The sequence below is a fragment of the Agrobacterium sp. H141 genome, from assembly GCF_057158725.1.
In genome coordinates, this window is record NZ_CM169893.1 from 2,504,965 (window position 1) to 2,520,800 (window position 15,836).

The window sequence follows — 15,836 nt, forward strand, 5'->3', positions numbered from 1 at the left end:
TCCAACTCCCTAGCAGCACCCTGCCATGAACGCTTCGTTCCCGCTATCCCCAAAAAAATCGAGAATATTTTCATCCATCAATGAACTGTAGTAACCCTTAATTATGACTATACATAGTACCACGATAGCATTTAACATAAATATGTCTAATCTCGGATTTATTTTTGGAAATATTGAATTTTCTAAGTATGCATGCAGCGTATGTTTAGATTGTTCCACGTCCAAATGTGCTGGCCAAGATAAAATTCTCTTCGTTCGTATGTCTAACTCTAAACCGCAGCTGAAAAGCAACATATTCGAGACGTCCGTCCGTCGCGAGCAGATACGGGCGTCATCAAAATCGAAAATGTAGCACATCTGACCAAATGTCAGATTGGTGGTATTGACATCGCCGTGGATCACTGCGGGCTCATCGACAGGATCGAACGTCTGCACGAGGTCAATAATACGGCGTCTTATCCGCCGATCAATTTTGGTAGCACCCGGCATTTCCAACCAGCCCAGAAGCTTTGAAACGAAGAACCTCGCTCTTGGTCCGGCCGACAGGCTTGTTCCAGGATTAACCGGTAAGCATGAAGCATGCAAAACCGCGAGACACTTTCCAAGTGACTTTCGCTGCTCTGCAGAGCCCTCCCAGCCTTGTCCATCAATATACTCTTGGACGTAGCAATACCGCGGTATTGACGACCCGTGTATTTTCATAATCTCGGCGCCGTCATTTGTTTTTAAGACCCGAGGTACCTGCGCGCCTTGATGGAAGGCATGGCTCTGAAATTTTGGGCCGATCCAGTCTCGCAGCGCTCGATACGGCGGCTTTTCTTTGACAAGAAACGAGGCTACCTCGGTTTTGAGCACAAATGACCCATCACTGAGGGTGCTTCGATCCTGGGCAATCGACCAATCTCTAATGCCGTACGCGGCCGCGATTTTTGCGACATCAGTGGCATCAAGTTGCTGCATTTGCCGATCCACTCCAGAATGACTTTTGGAAAAGCTACGCCCCTGACCTCACACGTCAAGATAGGTTTTAGCACAGCGTTTTGATTTTAGATTGTGCTCACCCTATGGTCTCTCGGTCACGGTTACGCCGCTAAAGCTTACCGAGACCGGGTCGATTGCGATCGTGGGCTGGTCAATCTTAAACGAGGTTCACCATGATCAGGATTTTGCACGTTGTTACGGATCTCTCCTTCGTTGGAGGAGATCACGTCTTTTTGGAGAAGCTCCTCAGTTCACTTGGCCACGCCGAGCCCAATTTGAGGCTTTATGTGATCGAGATTAAGAGCCATGGCAAAGGCCATGATATCGCTGTCTACGGCCGTTTCGATCGGGCAGGAATCTCTGTAATACCGTTCGATCATAACTTGTCGGGACCAAATAACGTCCTTAGAGCACTGGTCGAGCAAAGGATTGATATCGTACATAGTCACACATTCTATGGAGATCTTTGTGTATCGTATTGCAGGTTCGGTTTTCGACAACTTCAACGGCTGTTAGACTCCGTGAGGCGGAAGTATCCGCCTGAGACCGAGGAAAATATTCTGAGTGAGGTTTCCCTCGAATTCGCTGACCTTTATCGCTCGACAATCGGGCGTGAGACATGTGAAGACTTTATGCCGCCCCACGGGTTGCACTTCAAGTGGATGTCAACCAAACATATGACGCATCTACATTCATTTTGCAATGAAAGAGACATTTCTGATCTATATTCGACTAAGTCATCGATTTTCGATCAAGTCACTTGCATGAATCGTCAACTACAAGTTTTTGTCTCGAGTATTTGTGATCGGATTATTCTTATCAATAGACGTGCCTTGAGCGCCTGGCGTGAAATACCGGTCCGCAAATACCATATTCCTGTCGCCGTAATAAATACGGAAGATCTTTCGGCGATCGACGCCGTCGACACAGCTCGCGATTCAACCGATGGCGAATTGACCTTTGTCTACGCGTCTCGGATGACGAAAAAAAAGAATGCCGATGAACTTGTCAGGGCCTTTCTATCTCATTCGGACAGACACGTAGGCCATCACCTTGTCTTAATTGGCGACGGCCCACTCTTGGAAGACATTCGGTCGGAAACCCTTGGAATCGAGGCGGTGGAGCTTTTGGGACACCGCACGAGGGATGAGATATTCTCCATCCTCCCAAGGGCGGATGCCTTTTGTTTATTTTCTTCGGAAGAGGGCTCGCCCTTGGCAATTCAAGAGGCCATGGCATGCCGTCTGCCTATCTTGACCACCGACGTTGGCGGTATTCCCGATCTTGTGGAAGATGGGCTTAACGGCTTGATTATACCATCGGGAAAGTCCGAGGCGATCGCGGGCTCCCTGTCGGCTTTTGCTTCACTGCCCCCGCGTGTCCGAACGCTGATGGGGGAGCGTTCGAGGCGACGCGTCGAAAGCGATTTTTGTCACGCGAAATGCGTTCAAATGCATGCGTCAGCTTATGCTGATCTACACAAAGAAGGATAGGAGGACTGGTCATGGTGAATATTGCTATTGTGGGAGCCGGAAATTGTGCGAATTCTCTAGTCCAACTCGTAGGTCAAGCCCGGTCGACCGCAAGTGCTTTCAAATCACCATCGCGCCTGACATTTACACCGGTTGAGGAGGTGAACGTAGTCGCAGCGTTCGACGTTGATGAAAGGAAAGTCGGTAAGACGTTAGATCAGGCATTGTTTTCTCCTCCAAACTGCACGTCGAAATACTTTGAAATCGCTCCAACGCAGGTCGTGGTCCGTGCGGGCCCGGTGCTTGACGGAGTGCCGGACATACTGCGCGATCGCGTGTTGGTTCACCGTGATTGCACGACTGCCACCAAAGAAAGCGTTGCCGAAATACTGCGGCGCTCTCATGCAGAGATCGTTGTGATCTTCTTGCCTGTGGGATCACAAGAGGCAGCCGAATTTTATGCGGACGTTGCGCTCGATGCAGGATGCGGCCTTGTCAATTGCACTCCAGCCTTCCTCGGACGATCACCAAACCTACAGCGACGCTTTAAATCGGCTGGCCTTCCGCTTCTGGGGGACGACATGAAAAGCTGTGTTGGCTCGACAGTCATTCACGAGGCCCTTCTTGAAACATTGCTCGGACGGGGCGTGTCCGTCGATCGCACGTATCAGCTGAACATTGGCGGCAATCACGACTTTCTCAACATGCGAGATCCGGCTCGTTCCCAAGCAAAACGTGAAACAAAGACGGATGCACTTAGGAAAGTACTCGGCGGCTTTGACGGGATCGGCGTCGGCCCGAGCGATTTCGTCGAGTCTTTGCAGGACAATAAAGTTGGTTACATACACATAGAAGGGACGGGGCCATTGGGCATGAAATATTCAGTCGAGGTTCGCCTAACCGTCGAGGACAGTCCAAATTCGTCGTCCATATCTCTTGACGCGATCTTGGGTGCAGCGGACTTGCTGCGAAACCCAAATACACCTGAATTCGAACTGTGCCAGCATCTTTTCAAGAGCCCAAAGCCAGATCATCTCAGCAATGCGCCCGCCGCTTAGCTGATGCCAATGCGTGCCGACAACGTGTCTTCGCCAATGGCTACCGTGACGTGGATGCGACCATTTGCGGTCAGGGTATTATACATCATCGAAACGGACGTACGCGGCCAGTCGCCGCCCCACAGGCTGGCAGCGCGGCGGAACCGCTCCAAGCCGCTCGTCAGCACATTGAGGACCTGGCTTGAGGCGCAGGTTGCGTTAGTCCCTGGCGCCAGCGAACTGGCTGGCGAAAGCTATTCACTATGCGCTCTCCAGATGGGACGGCCTTACCCGTTTCCTCAACGATGGCCGTATCGAGATGGCCAATCCCGTCGAACGGGCGATCCGGCCTGTCAGCCTCGGGCGCAAGGACTATCTCTTCGCCGGAAGTGATGGCGGAGCACTACGTTGGGCCGTCGCCTGCTCGCTGGTGGAAACCTGCAAGCTCAATAACGTCGAGTCCCACGCACATCTCACCGACGTCCCCCAGCGCATGGCCGACCGGCAAGGCTTCAAAGCGGCAGACTATTTGTTTCTGATTGCCCACAGCACGCTGCAGAGCAAACCAAAGGCACGTGAGGTGTTCGTTAAAGCGATAGGCACCCGTTTGGCAAAGAAATATCCCGAACTTCTCGACATATTGAAAGCGGATTCCCCAGGACTCGGCCGATTCTCTGTTTCACAAACGCAAAACCGCCCCTGGATGACAGAGGCGGCGCGAGAGATCGTCGGTTTAAGTGCTTGTTATATCGGTGTAATGGTGATTCATGCTTAAAGTGGTTGCGGGGGCCAGCTTCAAATCTCTACAGTCAGCAAGTGTCGGTCTCGGTCAAAACCTGCCCGAGGATGACGGCTGATCACGCTTCCGGCGGCAGATATTCACTGCGGTTCGGGAACGGCCAATCCTTCAATACAGTCATGTCCGGCTTGTAGATCTCGACCTTCAAGGGATAGCAGGCAGCCGTATCGCTGGAATGTTCCGCACTGCAATCACCGCCAGGGCAGGCCGACAAACCGCCCATAAGGTCGATTTCGGCGAAGAACTCGATGAAATCGCCGGGACGAACCGGACTGGCCTTCATGAAATATTGCTGTGTGTCGCGGGTGAAACCGGTGCACATGAAGACGTTCAGGACGTCGTGCACCAGAGGCTCGGCGTCGCGGAAGCTGAGCCCCGACGCCTTGCTCAGTGCACGCGTCAGGTTGGAGTGGCAGCAGTGGTGATAGTCGCCGCCTGACAAAAGCCTGTGCGTATAGGGGTCGCAGCGCGTGCCGATGACATCATGCACGCCACCGCCATATTGGTCGAAACCGTACCAGCCAAGCGTATCATGGGAAATCGTCGCCATGGGGCGGAGATTGGGGAGGTTACTCCACAGCCTGTGACCTTCGGTGACATGGGTTGCGTGCAGCGCCCGCGTCTTGCCGCTGAAGAAGCGTTCGGTGAGGTCGTTTGCGTTCCACAGGTTGAGATCGCCGACCTGCGGACCGTCGATGCTGACGATGCGGAAGAAATGACCCTTTGGCACATCGAAGGTTTCGCCTTCGCGAGGTGGTACGATGACCTCGTCCACCTTCACCATCGTTGCGCGGGCACGCTTCAATACAGCCATGTCTGGCGGCGGCAGCGTCTCATTCGGATAGCAGATGACCGGCTTGACGGCACGGCGCTCGGCTGCATCTTCGGGGACTTCAACGGTTATGTTCATCAGGTGCAAACTCCAAATATACCGCAAGACGTGAGGAGGACGGACTGCCTGTTCGTCGCGCACGATCAGTCAATCGCTCGCTCTGGCGCCTGCGCCCCATGCTCCCACACCTGTGCACGATATGTCAGAGCAGGAAAAGCCCGAGCGCCAGAATGGCGATGGGCACGACGACGCCAACGAAGACCTTCTGGCCACTCAGCAGAAACGCGGCAAAGCCGAGACCGGCCGCGGCCAGTCGAAGCCAGAGCGGACTGTCGGCGAGACTTCCGGCCGGATAGATGATGAGCTTGCCTGTCACGGCCATCACCAGCGAGGTGGCCACCGCCCTCACCCATTTGAGCGTTTCGGAATGCTCGTCCAGACGATTGCCCGCCACGACCCCGAGCCAGCGCCAGATATCCGTCGCCAGCCAGCCGGCGACGATGATGACGATATAGGTTGCGTATTCACCTGTGGTCACAAACGCTGCCCCTTATCAAGGCTCTGCGCCCGGCGCGGAGACAGCAGGAATCGGTCGATCACATAGGCCAGGGTTCCGCCGCCGATGCCGGCCACCAGAACATCGAAACCGGGTGCCACCAGCGCCAAGAGCGGACCACCCATGATACCGATGACGAAAGCCAGTTTCAGCACCGGCTGGCGCGATGTGGCCCAGATGGAGGCAACGAAATAGACCGGCGTCAGCATGAACAGCGCGCCGGCGACCATCGGCGGAAATGTTGCGACCAGACCGTAGCAAATGCCCACCAGCAGCGTGTTGGTGAGCGTCAGTGTCATGCCAAAGCCGCCGAAATAGGCGGTCCGATGTTCGCGGGGCACCCGGTCTATGGTCTGGGTGGTAAAGACCCATGCCGTGATGGCGATGAAATGGGACAGGAACAGCAACAGCCATACAGGCGTGCGTGGCGTCTTCAACTCCGGTACCAGCGAGGCAACCATGGGCATCATGCGGATCGACGACAGCGAGACGGCAACGAAGATGGCAAGGATATGGGCACCGCTTGCCAGCATGCCCGTCAGGATCATCTTGGCCGGCAATGCCCAGATCATGATGGTCATGAACATGGCCTCGCTACGCGTCAGTCCCGATTCGAGTGCGAAGGCGGCAAAGCCGACGAAGGACGTCATCAGGATCAGCGCCGGCATGCTGAAAATGCCGCGCATTCCGGTCAGGAACCAGTAGGTAGCGCTGCGAGGATCATCCGTTGAATTCATGCATACTCGCTAACCCAAAACCGGCAATGCGGCAATGGCACCACGCGAGCGTCGTCGCCTGATCCCGGAGCACAAAATGCAAAGAAGCCGGACACATGGCCCGGCTTCCTTGAAATGATGCAGAGGTCTGCGCCCTTACTTTTTCTTCGGCACCTTGGGCACCGAGGACCGCTTTGCCGGAGCCGGCGCCTCTTCGGACGCTTGCGCATCAGAGGCTTTTGCCTCTGCGGCCTTTGTCTTTCTGGCCTTCTTGGCCGGGGCCTTCTTCTTCGACGTTTCTGCTTCGACCTCTTCGAGTTCAGCCTCAGGCTTGGGCTTTACACGCGCCGTGTCGGCAATCGATTCGAGGTCCAGAACATCTTCACCGGCCTTGTCTTTCTTGACGCCGACCTTGACCACGCCGCCCTTCTTGAGCTTGCCGAACAGGATCTCGTTGGCGAGGGGCTTCTTGATATATTCCTGGATCACGCGAGACAGCGGACGGGCACCCATCTTTTCGTCGTAGCCGCGCGTTGCCAGCCACCCGATTGCCTGTTCAGACAGATCGAAGGTGATATTGCGCTCGGACAGCTGGGCTTCCAACTGCATGACGAATTTCTGGACGACCTGATGAATGACCTCTGTCGGCAGCGGCGCAAACGGGATCGTCGCGTCGAGGCGATTGCGGAATTCCGGCGTGAACAGGCGGTTCAATGCCTCTTCATCTTCACCGCTGCGCTTGGAGGAGCCAAAGCCGATGGCGGCCTTTGCCATTTCCGATGCGCCCGCATTGGTCGTCATGATCAAGATGACATTGCGGAAGTCGATCTTCTTACCGTTATGATCGGTCAGCGAACCATGGTCCATCACCTGCAACAGGATGTTGTAGATGTCGGGATGGGCCTTTTCGATTTCATCGAGCAGAACCACGCAATGCGGATGCTGGTCGACGCCGTCGGTCAACAGACCGCCCTGGTCGAAGCCGACATAGCCGGGAGGTGCGCCCAGCAGTCGTGAAACCGTGTGACGTTCCATATATTCCGACATGTCGAAACGCAGCATTTCAACGCCAAGCGACGAGGCAAGCTGCTTGGCGACCTCGGTCTTGCCGACGCCGGTGGGGCCGGAAAAGACGTAAGAACCAATCGGCTTGTTCGGCTCGCGCAGACCCGCACGGGCAAGCTTGATCGCGGTCGACAGGGCCTCGATTGCATTGTCCTGACCATAGACCACCGAGCGCAGCTCCTGCTCGAGATTGGCAAGCACCTGCTCGTCGTCCTTGGATACGGTCTTGGCCGGAATGCGCGCCATGGTGGCGATCGTGACTTCGATCTCCTTGTCGGTGATCAGCTTGCGACGGCGGGATGCCGGCAGCAGCATCTGCGCCGCACCGGTCTCGTCGATCACGTCGATCGCCTTGTCCGGCAGCTTGCGGTCAGAGATATAGCGGGCCGACAGTTCCACGGCAGCCTTGATCGCGTCATTAGTATAGCGCAGCTTGTGATATTCCTCGAAATAGGGCTTGAGCCCCTTCATGATTTCGATGGCATCATCAACCGATGGCTCATTGACGTCGATCTTCTGGAAGCGGCGAACCAGCGCGCGGTCCTTTTCGAAGAACTGGCGATATTCCTTGTAGGTGGTCGAGCCGATGCAACGGATCGCACCGGAGGACAAGGCAGGCTTCAACAGATTGGAGGCATCCATGGCGCCGCCAGACGTTGCACCTGCACCGATAACCGTGTGGATCTCATCGATGAAAAGCACGGCTCCCGGATAATCCTCGAGTTCCTTGACGACCTGCTTCAGGCGTTCTTCGAAGTCACCGCGATAGCGGGTGCCGGCCAGAAGCGTGCCCATGTCGAGCGAAAAGATCGTGGCATCTGCCAGCGCCTCTGGCACCTTGCCTTCGACGATACGCTTGGCCAGACCTTCGGCAATCGCGGTCTTGCCAACGCCTGGATCCCCCACGTAAAGCGGGTTGTTCTTGGAACGACGGCACAGAACCTGAATGGTGCGGTTGACCTCGTCGTGACGCCCGATCAGAGGATCGATACGGCCGGTCTTGGCTTTTTCGTTCAGATTGACGCAATAGGCCTTCAGCGCTTCCTGCTGCTTCTTGGCGCCGCCCTCTTCCTGCTGGTCGCGGGCCTGGCGTGCTTCGCCCTCGCCTTCTTCGGCGCCGCGCGGCGTACGGGCAGGACCGGAACCGGGGCGCTTGCCGATACCGTGGGAGATATAGTTGACGGCATCGTAGCGCGTCATTTCCTGCTCCTGCAGAAAATAGGCGGCATGGCTCTCGCGCTCGGCGAAGATTGCCACGAGCACGTTTGCGCCGGTCACTTCCTCGCGGCCGGATGATTGAACATGGATCACAGCGCGCTGAATGACCCGCTGGAACCCGGATGTGGGTTTGGAATCCTCATCATAACCTGTCACCAGGTTGGCGAGTTCGTTGTCGACATAATCGCCGACGGTCTTGCGCAAGACGTCAAGATTGACGTTGCATGCGCCCATGACCGCGGCCGCGTCGGCGTCATCTATCAGGGCGAGAAGCAAATGCTCGAGCGTGGCATATTCATGATGCCGCTCGTTGGCAAAAGTCAGTGCCTGATGCAGCGCCTTCTCTAAACTGGGAGAAAATGTTGGCACGGTCAGATCCTCATTTCTTTTCCATCACGCATTGCAGCGGGTGCTCGTGCTGCCTGGCGAAATCCATTACCTGGCTTACCTTGGTCTCGGCGACTTCATACGTGAAGACACCACATTCCCCCACGCCGTGATTGTGTACTTGCAGCATTACCCGGGTTGCGGCTTCCCTGTCCTTCTGGAAAAACCGCTCCAGTACGTGAATGACAAACTCCATCGGAGTGTAGTCATCATTCAACAGCAGAACGCGATACAAATTCGGCTGCTTGGTCTTCGATTTGGTTCGGGTGATAACCGAGGTACCACGTCCGGGTCCCTCGCCGTCACCGTCACCTTGCTGCTGCATTACGACCGGCTCGGCAATCATCTCAGTCTCGTCCCCATACGTCCAGCCATTCCGATCTTTTGATGCAAATTCCACGACGATTTCTTCTGTCCACATAATTAGTTCTCAATTGGCGGATTTTAAGCCCCTTCCGTCACAGTGCAATTAGAATTGCTTGGGGGCAGGTGCAAAAACACCGGAAATCAATGGTTTTCGCGCTGAAAATAGAAAACCGGCCACGCTGGGCGCGGCCGGTTGAACAAATTACATCGGACCTGCCGCGGTCGGCAGGTGGTGCGCTGGGTCAGGCGGCAGCCTTTGTCTTTTCGCTGACAACCTTGGCCATCGGCATTTCGAACGGCTTATAGGCCGTCTTTGCAAGACCGGCATACATTTCGCTGACCTTGGCGGCTTCGGAAACAAAGCTCTCAAAGGAAGACTTCATGTAGCTGGTCTGGAGTTCGAAGGCTGCCTCGAGGCTCTTCACGCCGGCCAGGGATTCCATGAATGTCGCCATATCCTGAAACGACTTCTTGGAATATTCCGAGGTCTCGCCAGCGATGGCCTGAAAGCCCTTGGCGACTTCTGAATAGTTCTTCAGCGCCGTATCCATGGCTTCCTTGCTCTTCTTGCTCGCTTCATCAAAGTTAAACATGACAGCATTCCTTCCCAATGTGTTTCAGTTCGAATTCAGGATTGCCTCATATAACATCCAGCGATCGTCGTCAAGAAAAATGCTGCATCGCACAACTCTCATAGGTTGCATTTGCGGTTAAAAAACAGGCCCGCAACCTATGCTGCGGGCCTGTTTGAACCGTTTGGAGCGATTATTGCTGCGACATCAAAATGTTGTGCAGTCACTGGCGCCAAATTGGCATCTCAAAGATCGACGTCGAGGATCGCCATCGAGAAATTGAAGGACAGATCACCGTCTTCGTCATCGCGGAAGACGACGCCGAGAAACTCGTCACCGATGTAGACTTCGGCAGAATCGTCCTTGCGCGGGCGGGCCTTGACGACCATCGCCTGATTGAAGGTGCGCTTGAAGTAGGCTTCGAGCTTCTTGATTTCGTCAGGTTTCAAGGCGTTTCTCCATCGATATGCAAATCAGGCCCGCTTGTTGCACGCACCCGGCGGCGCTGTAAACCCGCAAAGGCCTAAACGTCACCGGAAAGCATTTGATCCATGGACCGCGACGGTTCTGCACAACCCGCCTCGCCCACGACCTTGGCCGGGACACCCGCAACCGTGGTGCATGGCGGCACGGACTTCAACACGACGGAACCGGCAGCGACGCGCGAGCATGCGCCCACCTCTATGTTGCCAAGAACCTTGGCGCCTGCACCGATCAACACGCCATCGCCGATCTTCGGATGACGGTCAGCACCTTCCTTGCCGGTGCCACCCAGGGTGACACCATGGAGGATCGAGACGTTGTCGCCAATGCGCGCGGTCTCACCGACGACGAGACCGGTTGCGTGGTCGAGAAAGATGCCCTTGCCGATCCGCGCAGCCGGATTGATATCCGTCTGGAACACGCTGGACGCGCGGCTTTGCAGATACAGAGAGAGATCCCTGCGTCCCTTGCTCAGCAGCCAATGGGCGAGCCTGTGGGTCTGTATGGCGTGGAAGCCCTTGAAATATAGGACAGGCTCGAGAAAACGCAGGCAGGCGGGATCGCGATCATAGACCGCCTGGATATCGACCCGCAGGATTGCGCCCCATTCCGGCCAGTCCTTAAGCATGTCCTCGAATGCCTGACGCAAAAGCACGGCCTGAAGATCGGCATGATCCAGACGTTCGCAGATGCGGTAAATCACGCAATCTTCCAGAGACTTGTGGTTCAGCACAGTGGAATAGAGGAAGGCCGCCAGGATCGGGTCATGCTCGGCTGCGGCACTGGCCTCGTGCTTGAGCGTGTCCCAGATCGGGTCCATGGACTTCAGGTATTCGCTGCGAACGCGTTCGCTTTCAGCCGCCATCGCCGGTCTCCTCGTATCTTGCGGGCGTTCCCTGTATAGAGCATTGCAGATGCAAACTGAATGGGCAGTTGTCAATGAAACTAACAAGTGATTTCGCAGGCGGCCATATTCGTGCGGCAGTCCACGACGGGACAGGGGCACTGATCATCGACAATGGCGCGCGCAAAAACGCGCTGACGCTGGCGATGTGGCACGCAATACCCGATGCTATTCAATGGCTTGTCGCAGACGCAAAGGCTCGCGCCATTGTGCTGACAGGGGGTGGGCAAAGCGATTTCAGCGCCGGTGCGGATATTTCCGAATTTCCCGACGTGCGCCATGATGCAGCCAGCGCCGGCGTCTACGAGGCGACCAATTCGAGGGCGTTTTCCGCCATTCGCGATGCGCGCGTGCCGATGATCGCTGCCGTCCGCGGCATCTGCTATGGCGGCGGATTTGGCCTCGCCGCTGCCTGCGACCTCAGAATTGCCGACGAGACGGCTGCCTTTGCCGTTCCAGCAGCGCGTCTGGGTCTTGCCTATCCTGCCGACGCCGTGCGCGATTTCGCGATAGCACTCGGGTCGCAATGGACACGCAAAGCCTTGTTCACGGGCGCAGCGATGTCACCGCAAGAACTGCTGCAAAACGGATTTCTTCTGGAGGTCACCGCGGCTGAGGCACTGGATGCAGCAGCCTTCACGCTGGCCGAAACGATTGCCAATAACGCACCGCTCTCGGTTCAGGCGTCCAAGCTTGCGCTTCGCGCTTTCGAGCAAGGCGACCAGACCCTTCTGTCGGAAGCGCAGATCACCGGAGCCTCGACCTTTGACAGCGCCGACTACCGGGAGGGACGCGCAGCCTTTGCCGAACGTCGCGCGCCTGCATTTACCGGCAGATAGGGCGAGGAACCGCTAATCTGCCAACCCGGCATAGAATTCGAGAACGGCTTTCTTGAAGACCTTGTCGCCGACGGCCAGCATGTGGTCGCGGTTGGGAATATCAATGACGCGGGCATTGGGCATCAAGTCTGCCAGGTCCCGCGGCGAGCCGGCGATGTCGTCCTTGGTGCCGACGCCAATCAAGGTGGGCAGCGATATTGTCGAGACCTGTTCACGCGTCACCAGAACACGATTGGTCTGGATGCAGGCAGCAAGGGCATAGCGGTCGGCGCGCGTCTGTTCGGCAAAGGCGCGGAACATGCGTCCGCGCGCATGGGTAACCTCCGACAGGGACGGCGCCAGCAAGGCCTCTGCAATCGGATCCCAATCGCCGACACCCTCGACAAGGCCAATCCCCAGACCGCCGAACACCAGTGAACGGATGCGGTCGGGATGCGCAAGCGCCGCAAAGGCGGAGATGCGCGCGCCCATGGAATAGCCCATGACATGGGCCTGTTCGATGCCCAGATGATCCAGCAATGCGATGGCGTCTTCGGCCATCAACGGCGGATAATAGGCTTCAGAATCATGAGGCTTGTCGCTTGCCCCATGGCCGCGATTGTCGATGGCGATCACGCGGTAGCCGGCTTCCGACAGTGTTTTCAGCCAGCCGGGACTGACCCAGTTTACATTGGCTGTGGAGGCAAAACCGTGAATGAGCAAAACGGCGGGGGCTGCCTTGTCACCTTCATCGAAAAAGGCGAGCTGCAAACCATCGTGATGGAAGAGTGAAAAAGCAGGCAGATTGAGATTCATGAAGCGTCTTCCTTAAGTCGCCGGCGACAATATTGGAGAGGCCACACGGATCAAGCCCTGCTGCGACAGTTTTTCCATGGGTTTCCGTCACGGCGGCCTCTACACATTTGCGCAGAAGCCGGATAATGTGCGGCGCAAATCGCATTGCATTGGAGACAGACATGGCGGGACATCATAGCATTCCCCATTTCCAGAACGACGGTGGTCACCGCGTTATCGAGATCGGCGTGAAGGAATTCATGTGCACCGGCGCGTCCACGCCGTTCGATCATCCGCATATCTTCATCGATATGGGACACGACACGGAGCGAGTCTGCTCCTATTGCTCGACGCTCTACCGCTTCAACGCATCGCTGAAGCCGGAACAGACCAATCCTCCCGGATGCACATTCCACGCCAAGGCCGCCTGATCCCGGTCCCGTCGGGGCGGGTAAGTTCATGTCCATTCATTCTGTCGCCATCGTCGGAGCCGGCATTGCCGGCCTGACGGCAGCGCTCTCCTTTGCGCGTCTCGGCATCCGCACAGACATCATCGAGCAGGCACCGCAGCTCACCGATGTGGGTGCCGGGCTGCAGATGTCGCCCAATGCCACCTATATTCTCGACAGATTGGGGGTCTTGCCCGAACTCGAGAACCATTGGCAAAAGCCATCCCGGATCGGCCTGGCAAGCGGCACAAGTCTTCGCCCGCTGGCCTTTGTGCCTGCCGGCCAATTTGCCCTTGAGCGCTGGGGATCGCCCTATGGCGTCCTGCATCGCTCAACCTTGCAGCAAGCGCTGTTGACGGCCGTTCTGCACGCATCTTCTTTGTGTCACCTCCATCTCGGACAGCGACTGGAAGACACAACGCCTCAGTCAATCGGCGCGCTGACGGGCCGCGCACCTGACCTGATTGTCGGCGCAGACGGTGTCTGGTCGCGGACCCGTTCACGGGTGCCCGATGCGCCGGAGACTTCGTTTTCCGGGAATGTCGCGTGGCGCTTCACGATACCGGACGAGTCCGCTCCCGATTTTCTCGACCGTAACAATGTGACGGCGTTTCTCGGGCCAAACTCGCATCTTGTGAGCTATCCCTTGCGCGAGATCGGCGGCTTCAACGTGGTGGCAATCACGGCTGGCAACAGCCCCGGAGAGACCTGGGGTACGACTGGAACAGCTGCGCAGAAGCGCATGATGCTCAGACACTTCCATCGCTGGCACGATGCCATTGTCGACATGCTGGAAAAAGCGAACCAGCCGAATTTCTGGCCCTTGTTTCAGGCCGGCAAAGGGCGCTGGCATAATGGTCGGGACACGGTGCTGATCGGAGATGCGGCCCATGCGATGATGCCCTTTGCCGCTCAAGGCGCGGCAATGGCAATCGAAGATGCCTTCGTGCTGGCCGGCAAGGTCGCCGGGACGCCCCTGCCCCAGGCACTGGCGAGTTTCGAGGCTGAGCGGAGCGCGCGCGCGACCAAGGTGCGCGACCGCGGCGCCTTCAACAAATTTGCCTATCACGCCCGAGGCCCGTTCAGGCTCGGACGTGATGTGGTGCTTTCCCTGCGCAAGCCGGAGAGCCTGGCCGCGGATCTCGACTGGCTCTACGGTTTCAAGGCCAAGGGCTAACCGACGTCTTCAAACCTCGGCCGCTGCGGCAAATCCGGCGTCCAGATCGGCCATAATGTCCTCGACATTTTCCAGACCAATCTGCAGGCGCATGACGGTGCCTTCCGGTGGCGCCTTGCGGATTCGGCGATCATCCAGATTGACCATGACAGCCAGGCTTTCATAGCCACCCCAGGAATAACCGAGACCGAAAAGCCGCAGCGCATCCAGGAAGGCGCGTGCCTTCGGCTTTGCCTTTTCCGGCTGGCCGGCTGCAAGCACGAAGGAGAAAATGCCGCTTGCACCCTTGAAGTCGCGCTTCCAGATGTCGTGTCCGGGGAAACTGGGCAAGGCCGGATGCAGAACCCTGGCGACGCCATCGCGGCCTTCCAGCCATTTCGCAACGGTCAGGGCACTCTTTTGATGATGATCGAGCCTTAGCGACATGGTGCGCAGGCCGCGCAGGATCATGTAGGAATCATCCGGTGCGCCACACATGCCAAGCACCGTCTGGGCCTCCAGCAGACGCGGCCAATGTTCCTTGTTGGCTGACACAGTGCCCATGAGAATGTCGGAATGCCCGGATGGGTATTTGGTCGCGGCGTGGATCGAGATATCGACACCGAAATCGAGCGGCTTGAAATAAAGCGGCGTTGCCCAGGTATTGTCCATGGTCACCACACAGCCGTGCTTGTGGGCGGCAGTGGAAATGGCGCGGATATCCTGCATTTCAAAGGTGTTCGAGCCGGGCGCTTCTGTATGCACAAGCTTTGTGTTGGCCTTGATCAGCGTTTCGATGCCGGCCCCGATTTCCGGGTCATAATATTCGACCTCGACGCCCATGCGCTTCAGCATCGTATCGCAGAAACGGCGGCAGGGCGCATACACCGAATCGACGATCAATGCGTGGTCGCCGGATGACAGGAAGGCCAGAAACGGGACGCTGATGGCCGCAAGGCCTGACGGCACGAGAACGGTTCCGGCCGAGCCCTCCAGTTCGTCGATCGCTTCGCAAAGCGCGTCGGTCGTCGGCGTTCCATGGGTGCCGTAAGTGTATTTCTGCTCCCGCGATTCCATCGCCTTGGTGTCAGGAAACAGGACCGTGGAGGCGTGGACCACCGGAGGATTAACGAAGCCGTGAAAGGCTGAAGGGTCGTTGCCGATATGGCAGAGTTTTGTTTCCATGCCGGCCTTGGCCAGCATTTCTTTCCGATCATGCATTGGGGGGTG

18 protein-coding genes are annotated in these 15,836 nt (G+C 56.9%); 6 read left to right on the forward strand and 12 right to left on the reverse strand.

Annotated elements, in window-relative coordinates:
* Nucleotides 1-9 precede the first annotated feature (9 nt).
* Nucleotides 10-960, reverse strand: a complete 951-nt coding sequence (locus ACWPM9_RS11415; protein WP_484755218.1) for an aminoglycoside phosphotransferase family protein — start codon at nucleotides 958-960, stop codon at nucleotides 10-12.
* Nucleotides 961-1,154: 194 nt separating this feature from the next.
* Between ACWPM9_RS11415 and ACWPM9_RS11420 the strand changes: the two genes are divergently transcribed.
* Together ACWPM9_RS11420 and ACWPM9_RS11425 are read left to right on the forward strand one after the other, a co-directional pair.
* Nucleotides 1,155-2,474, forward strand: coding sequence for a glycosyltransferase (locus ACWPM9_RS11420; RefSeq protein WP_484755219.1), 1,320 nt, complete (start codon nucleotides 1,155-1,157; stop codon nucleotides 2,472-2,474).
* A gap of 11 nt (nucleotides 2,475-2,485) precedes the next feature.
* On the forward strand, nucleotides 2,486-3,511 hold the full coding sequence (locus ACWPM9_RS11425) for an inositol-3-phosphate synthase (RefSeq protein WP_484755220.1): 1,026 nt from the start codon (nucleotides 2,486-2,488) through the stop codon (nucleotides 3,509-3,511).
* Here ACWPM9_RS11425 and ACWPM9_RS11430 read toward each other — a convergent pair.
* Complete coding sequence (locus ACWPM9_RS11430; protein ID WP_484755221.1) at nucleotides 3,508-3,678, reverse strand: hypothetical protein; 171 nt, start codon at nucleotides 3,676-3,678, stop codon at nucleotides 3,508-3,510. The genes ACWPM9_RS11425 and ACWPM9_RS11430 overlap by 4 nt on opposite strands.
* 68 nt (nucleotides 3,679-3,746) lie before the next feature.
* Here ACWPM9_RS11430 and ACWPM9_RS11435 point away from each other — a divergent pair, with 68 nt between their 5' ends.
* Nucleotides 3,747-4,265 (forward strand): IS66 family transposase, encoded by a 519-nt coding sequence (locus ACWPM9_RS11435; protein WP_484757644.1) that lies wholly within the window; start codon nucleotides 3,747-3,749, stop codon nucleotides 4,263-4,265.
* Nucleotides 4,266-4,347: 82 nt separating this feature from the next.
* Here ACWPM9_RS11435 and ACWPM9_RS11440 read toward each other — a convergent pair whose 3' ends face one another.
* From ACWPM9_RS11440 to cysE, 8 genes are all read right to left on the reverse strand, one after another.
* Nucleotides 4,348-5,199, reverse strand: a complete 852-nt coding sequence (locus ACWPM9_RS11440) for an urea carboxylase-associated family protein (RefSeq protein WP_484755222.1) — start codon at nucleotides 5,197-5,199, stop codon at nucleotides 4,348-4,350.
* A 124-nt stretch (nucleotides 5,200-5,323) separates the two neighbouring features.
* Nucleotides 5,324-5,659 (reverse strand): AzlD domain-containing protein, encoded by a 336-nt coding sequence (locus ACWPM9_RS11445; RefSeq protein ID WP_484755223.1) that lies wholly within the window; start codon nucleotides 5,657-5,659, stop codon nucleotides 5,324-5,326.
* Complete coding sequence (locus tag ACWPM9_RS11450; RefSeq protein ID WP_428186596.1) at nucleotides 5,656-6,414, reverse strand: AzlC family ABC transporter permease; 759 nt, start codon at nucleotides 6,412-6,414, stop codon at nucleotides 5,656-5,658. Before ACWPM9_RS11450 ends, ACWPM9_RS11445 begins: the two co-directional genes overlap by 4 nt.
* A gap of 135 nt (nucleotides 6,415-6,549) precedes the next feature.
* Nucleotides 6,550-9,045 (reverse strand): ATP-dependent Clp protease ATP-binding subunit ClpA, encoded by a 2,496-nt coding sequence (gene clpA / locus ACWPM9_RS11455; protein ID WP_484755224.1) that lies wholly within the window; start codon nucleotides 9,043-9,045, stop codon nucleotides 6,550-6,552.
* Between the two features lie 10 nt (nucleotides 9,046-9,055).
* Nucleotides 9,056-9,409, reverse strand: a complete 354-nt coding sequence (gene clpS / locus ACWPM9_RS11460) for an ATP-dependent Clp protease adapter ClpS (protein ID WP_428186788.1) — start codon at nucleotides 9,407-9,409, stop codon at nucleotides 9,056-9,058.
* Between the two features lie 262 nt (nucleotides 9,410-9,671).
* Nucleotides 9,672-10,022 carry a phasin family protein gene (locus ACWPM9_RS11465; RefSeq protein ID WP_484755225.1) on the reverse strand — a complete coding sequence of 117 codons (351 nt, stop codon included), beginning with the start codon at nucleotides 10,020-10,022 and terminating at the stop codon, nucleotides 9,672-9,674.
* Nucleotides 10,023-10,246: 224 nt separating this feature from the next.
* The gene (locus ACWPM9_RS11470) at nucleotides 10,247-10,450 is read right to left on the reverse strand and encodes a DUF3126 family protein (RefSeq protein WP_428186593.1); all 204 of its coding nucleotides are present in this window, start codon (nucleotides 10,448-10,450) and stop codon (nucleotides 10,247-10,249) included.
* A gap of 74 nt (nucleotides 10,451-10,524) precedes the next feature.
* On the reverse strand, nucleotides 10,525-11,349 hold the full coding sequence (gene cysE / locus ACWPM9_RS11475; protein WP_484755226.1) for a serine O-acetyltransferase: 825 nt from the start codon (nucleotides 11,347-11,349) through the stop codon (nucleotides 10,525-10,527).
* 74 nt (nucleotides 11,350-11,423) lie between these two features.
* On the opposite strand from cysE, the gene ACWPM9_RS11480 reads away from it, so the two are divergent.
* Nucleotides 11,424-12,227 carry an enoyl-CoA hydratase-related protein gene (locus ACWPM9_RS11480; RefSeq protein ID WP_484755227.1) on the forward strand — a complete coding sequence of 268 codons (804 nt, stop codon included), beginning with the start codon at nucleotides 11,424-11,426 and terminating at the stop codon, nucleotides 12,225-12,227.
* Nucleotides 12,228-12,239: 12 nt separating this feature from the next.
* Here ACWPM9_RS11480 and ACWPM9_RS11485 read toward each other — a convergent pair whose 3' ends face one another.
* On the reverse strand, nucleotides 12,240-13,022 hold the full coding sequence (locus tag ACWPM9_RS11485; RefSeq protein WP_484755228.1) for an alpha/beta fold hydrolase: 783 nt from the start codon (nucleotides 13,020-13,022) through the stop codon (nucleotides 12,240-12,242).
* A gap of 161 nt (nucleotides 13,023-13,183) precedes the next feature.
* On the opposite strand from ACWPM9_RS11485, the gene ACWPM9_RS11490 reads away from it, so the two are divergent.
* Together ACWPM9_RS11490 and ACWPM9_RS11495 are read left to right on the forward strand one after the other, a co-directional pair.
* Nucleotides 13,184-13,432 carry a zinc-finger domain-containing protein gene (locus tag ACWPM9_RS11490; protein WP_428186589.1) on the forward strand — a complete coding sequence of 83 codons (249 nt, stop codon included), beginning with the start codon at nucleotides 13,184-13,186 and terminating at the stop codon, nucleotides 13,430-13,432.
* Nucleotides 13,433-13,460: 28 nt separating this feature from the next.
* A complete protein-coding gene (locus ACWPM9_RS11495) occupies nucleotides 13,461-14,627 on the forward strand; it encodes an FAD-dependent monooxygenase (RefSeq protein WP_484755229.1) in 1,167 nt (388 codons plus the stop codon).
* 9 nt (nucleotides 14,628-14,636) lie between these two features.
* Here the strand turns inward: ACWPM9_RS11495 and ACWPM9_RS11500 are convergent, their stop codons facing one another.
* Nucleotides 14,637-15,827, reverse strand: a complete 1,191-nt coding sequence (locus ACWPM9_RS11500; protein ID WP_428186587.1) for a cystathionine beta-lyase — start codon at nucleotides 15,825-15,827, stop codon at nucleotides 14,637-14,639.
* Nucleotides 15,828-15,836: the final 9 nt, after the last annotated feature.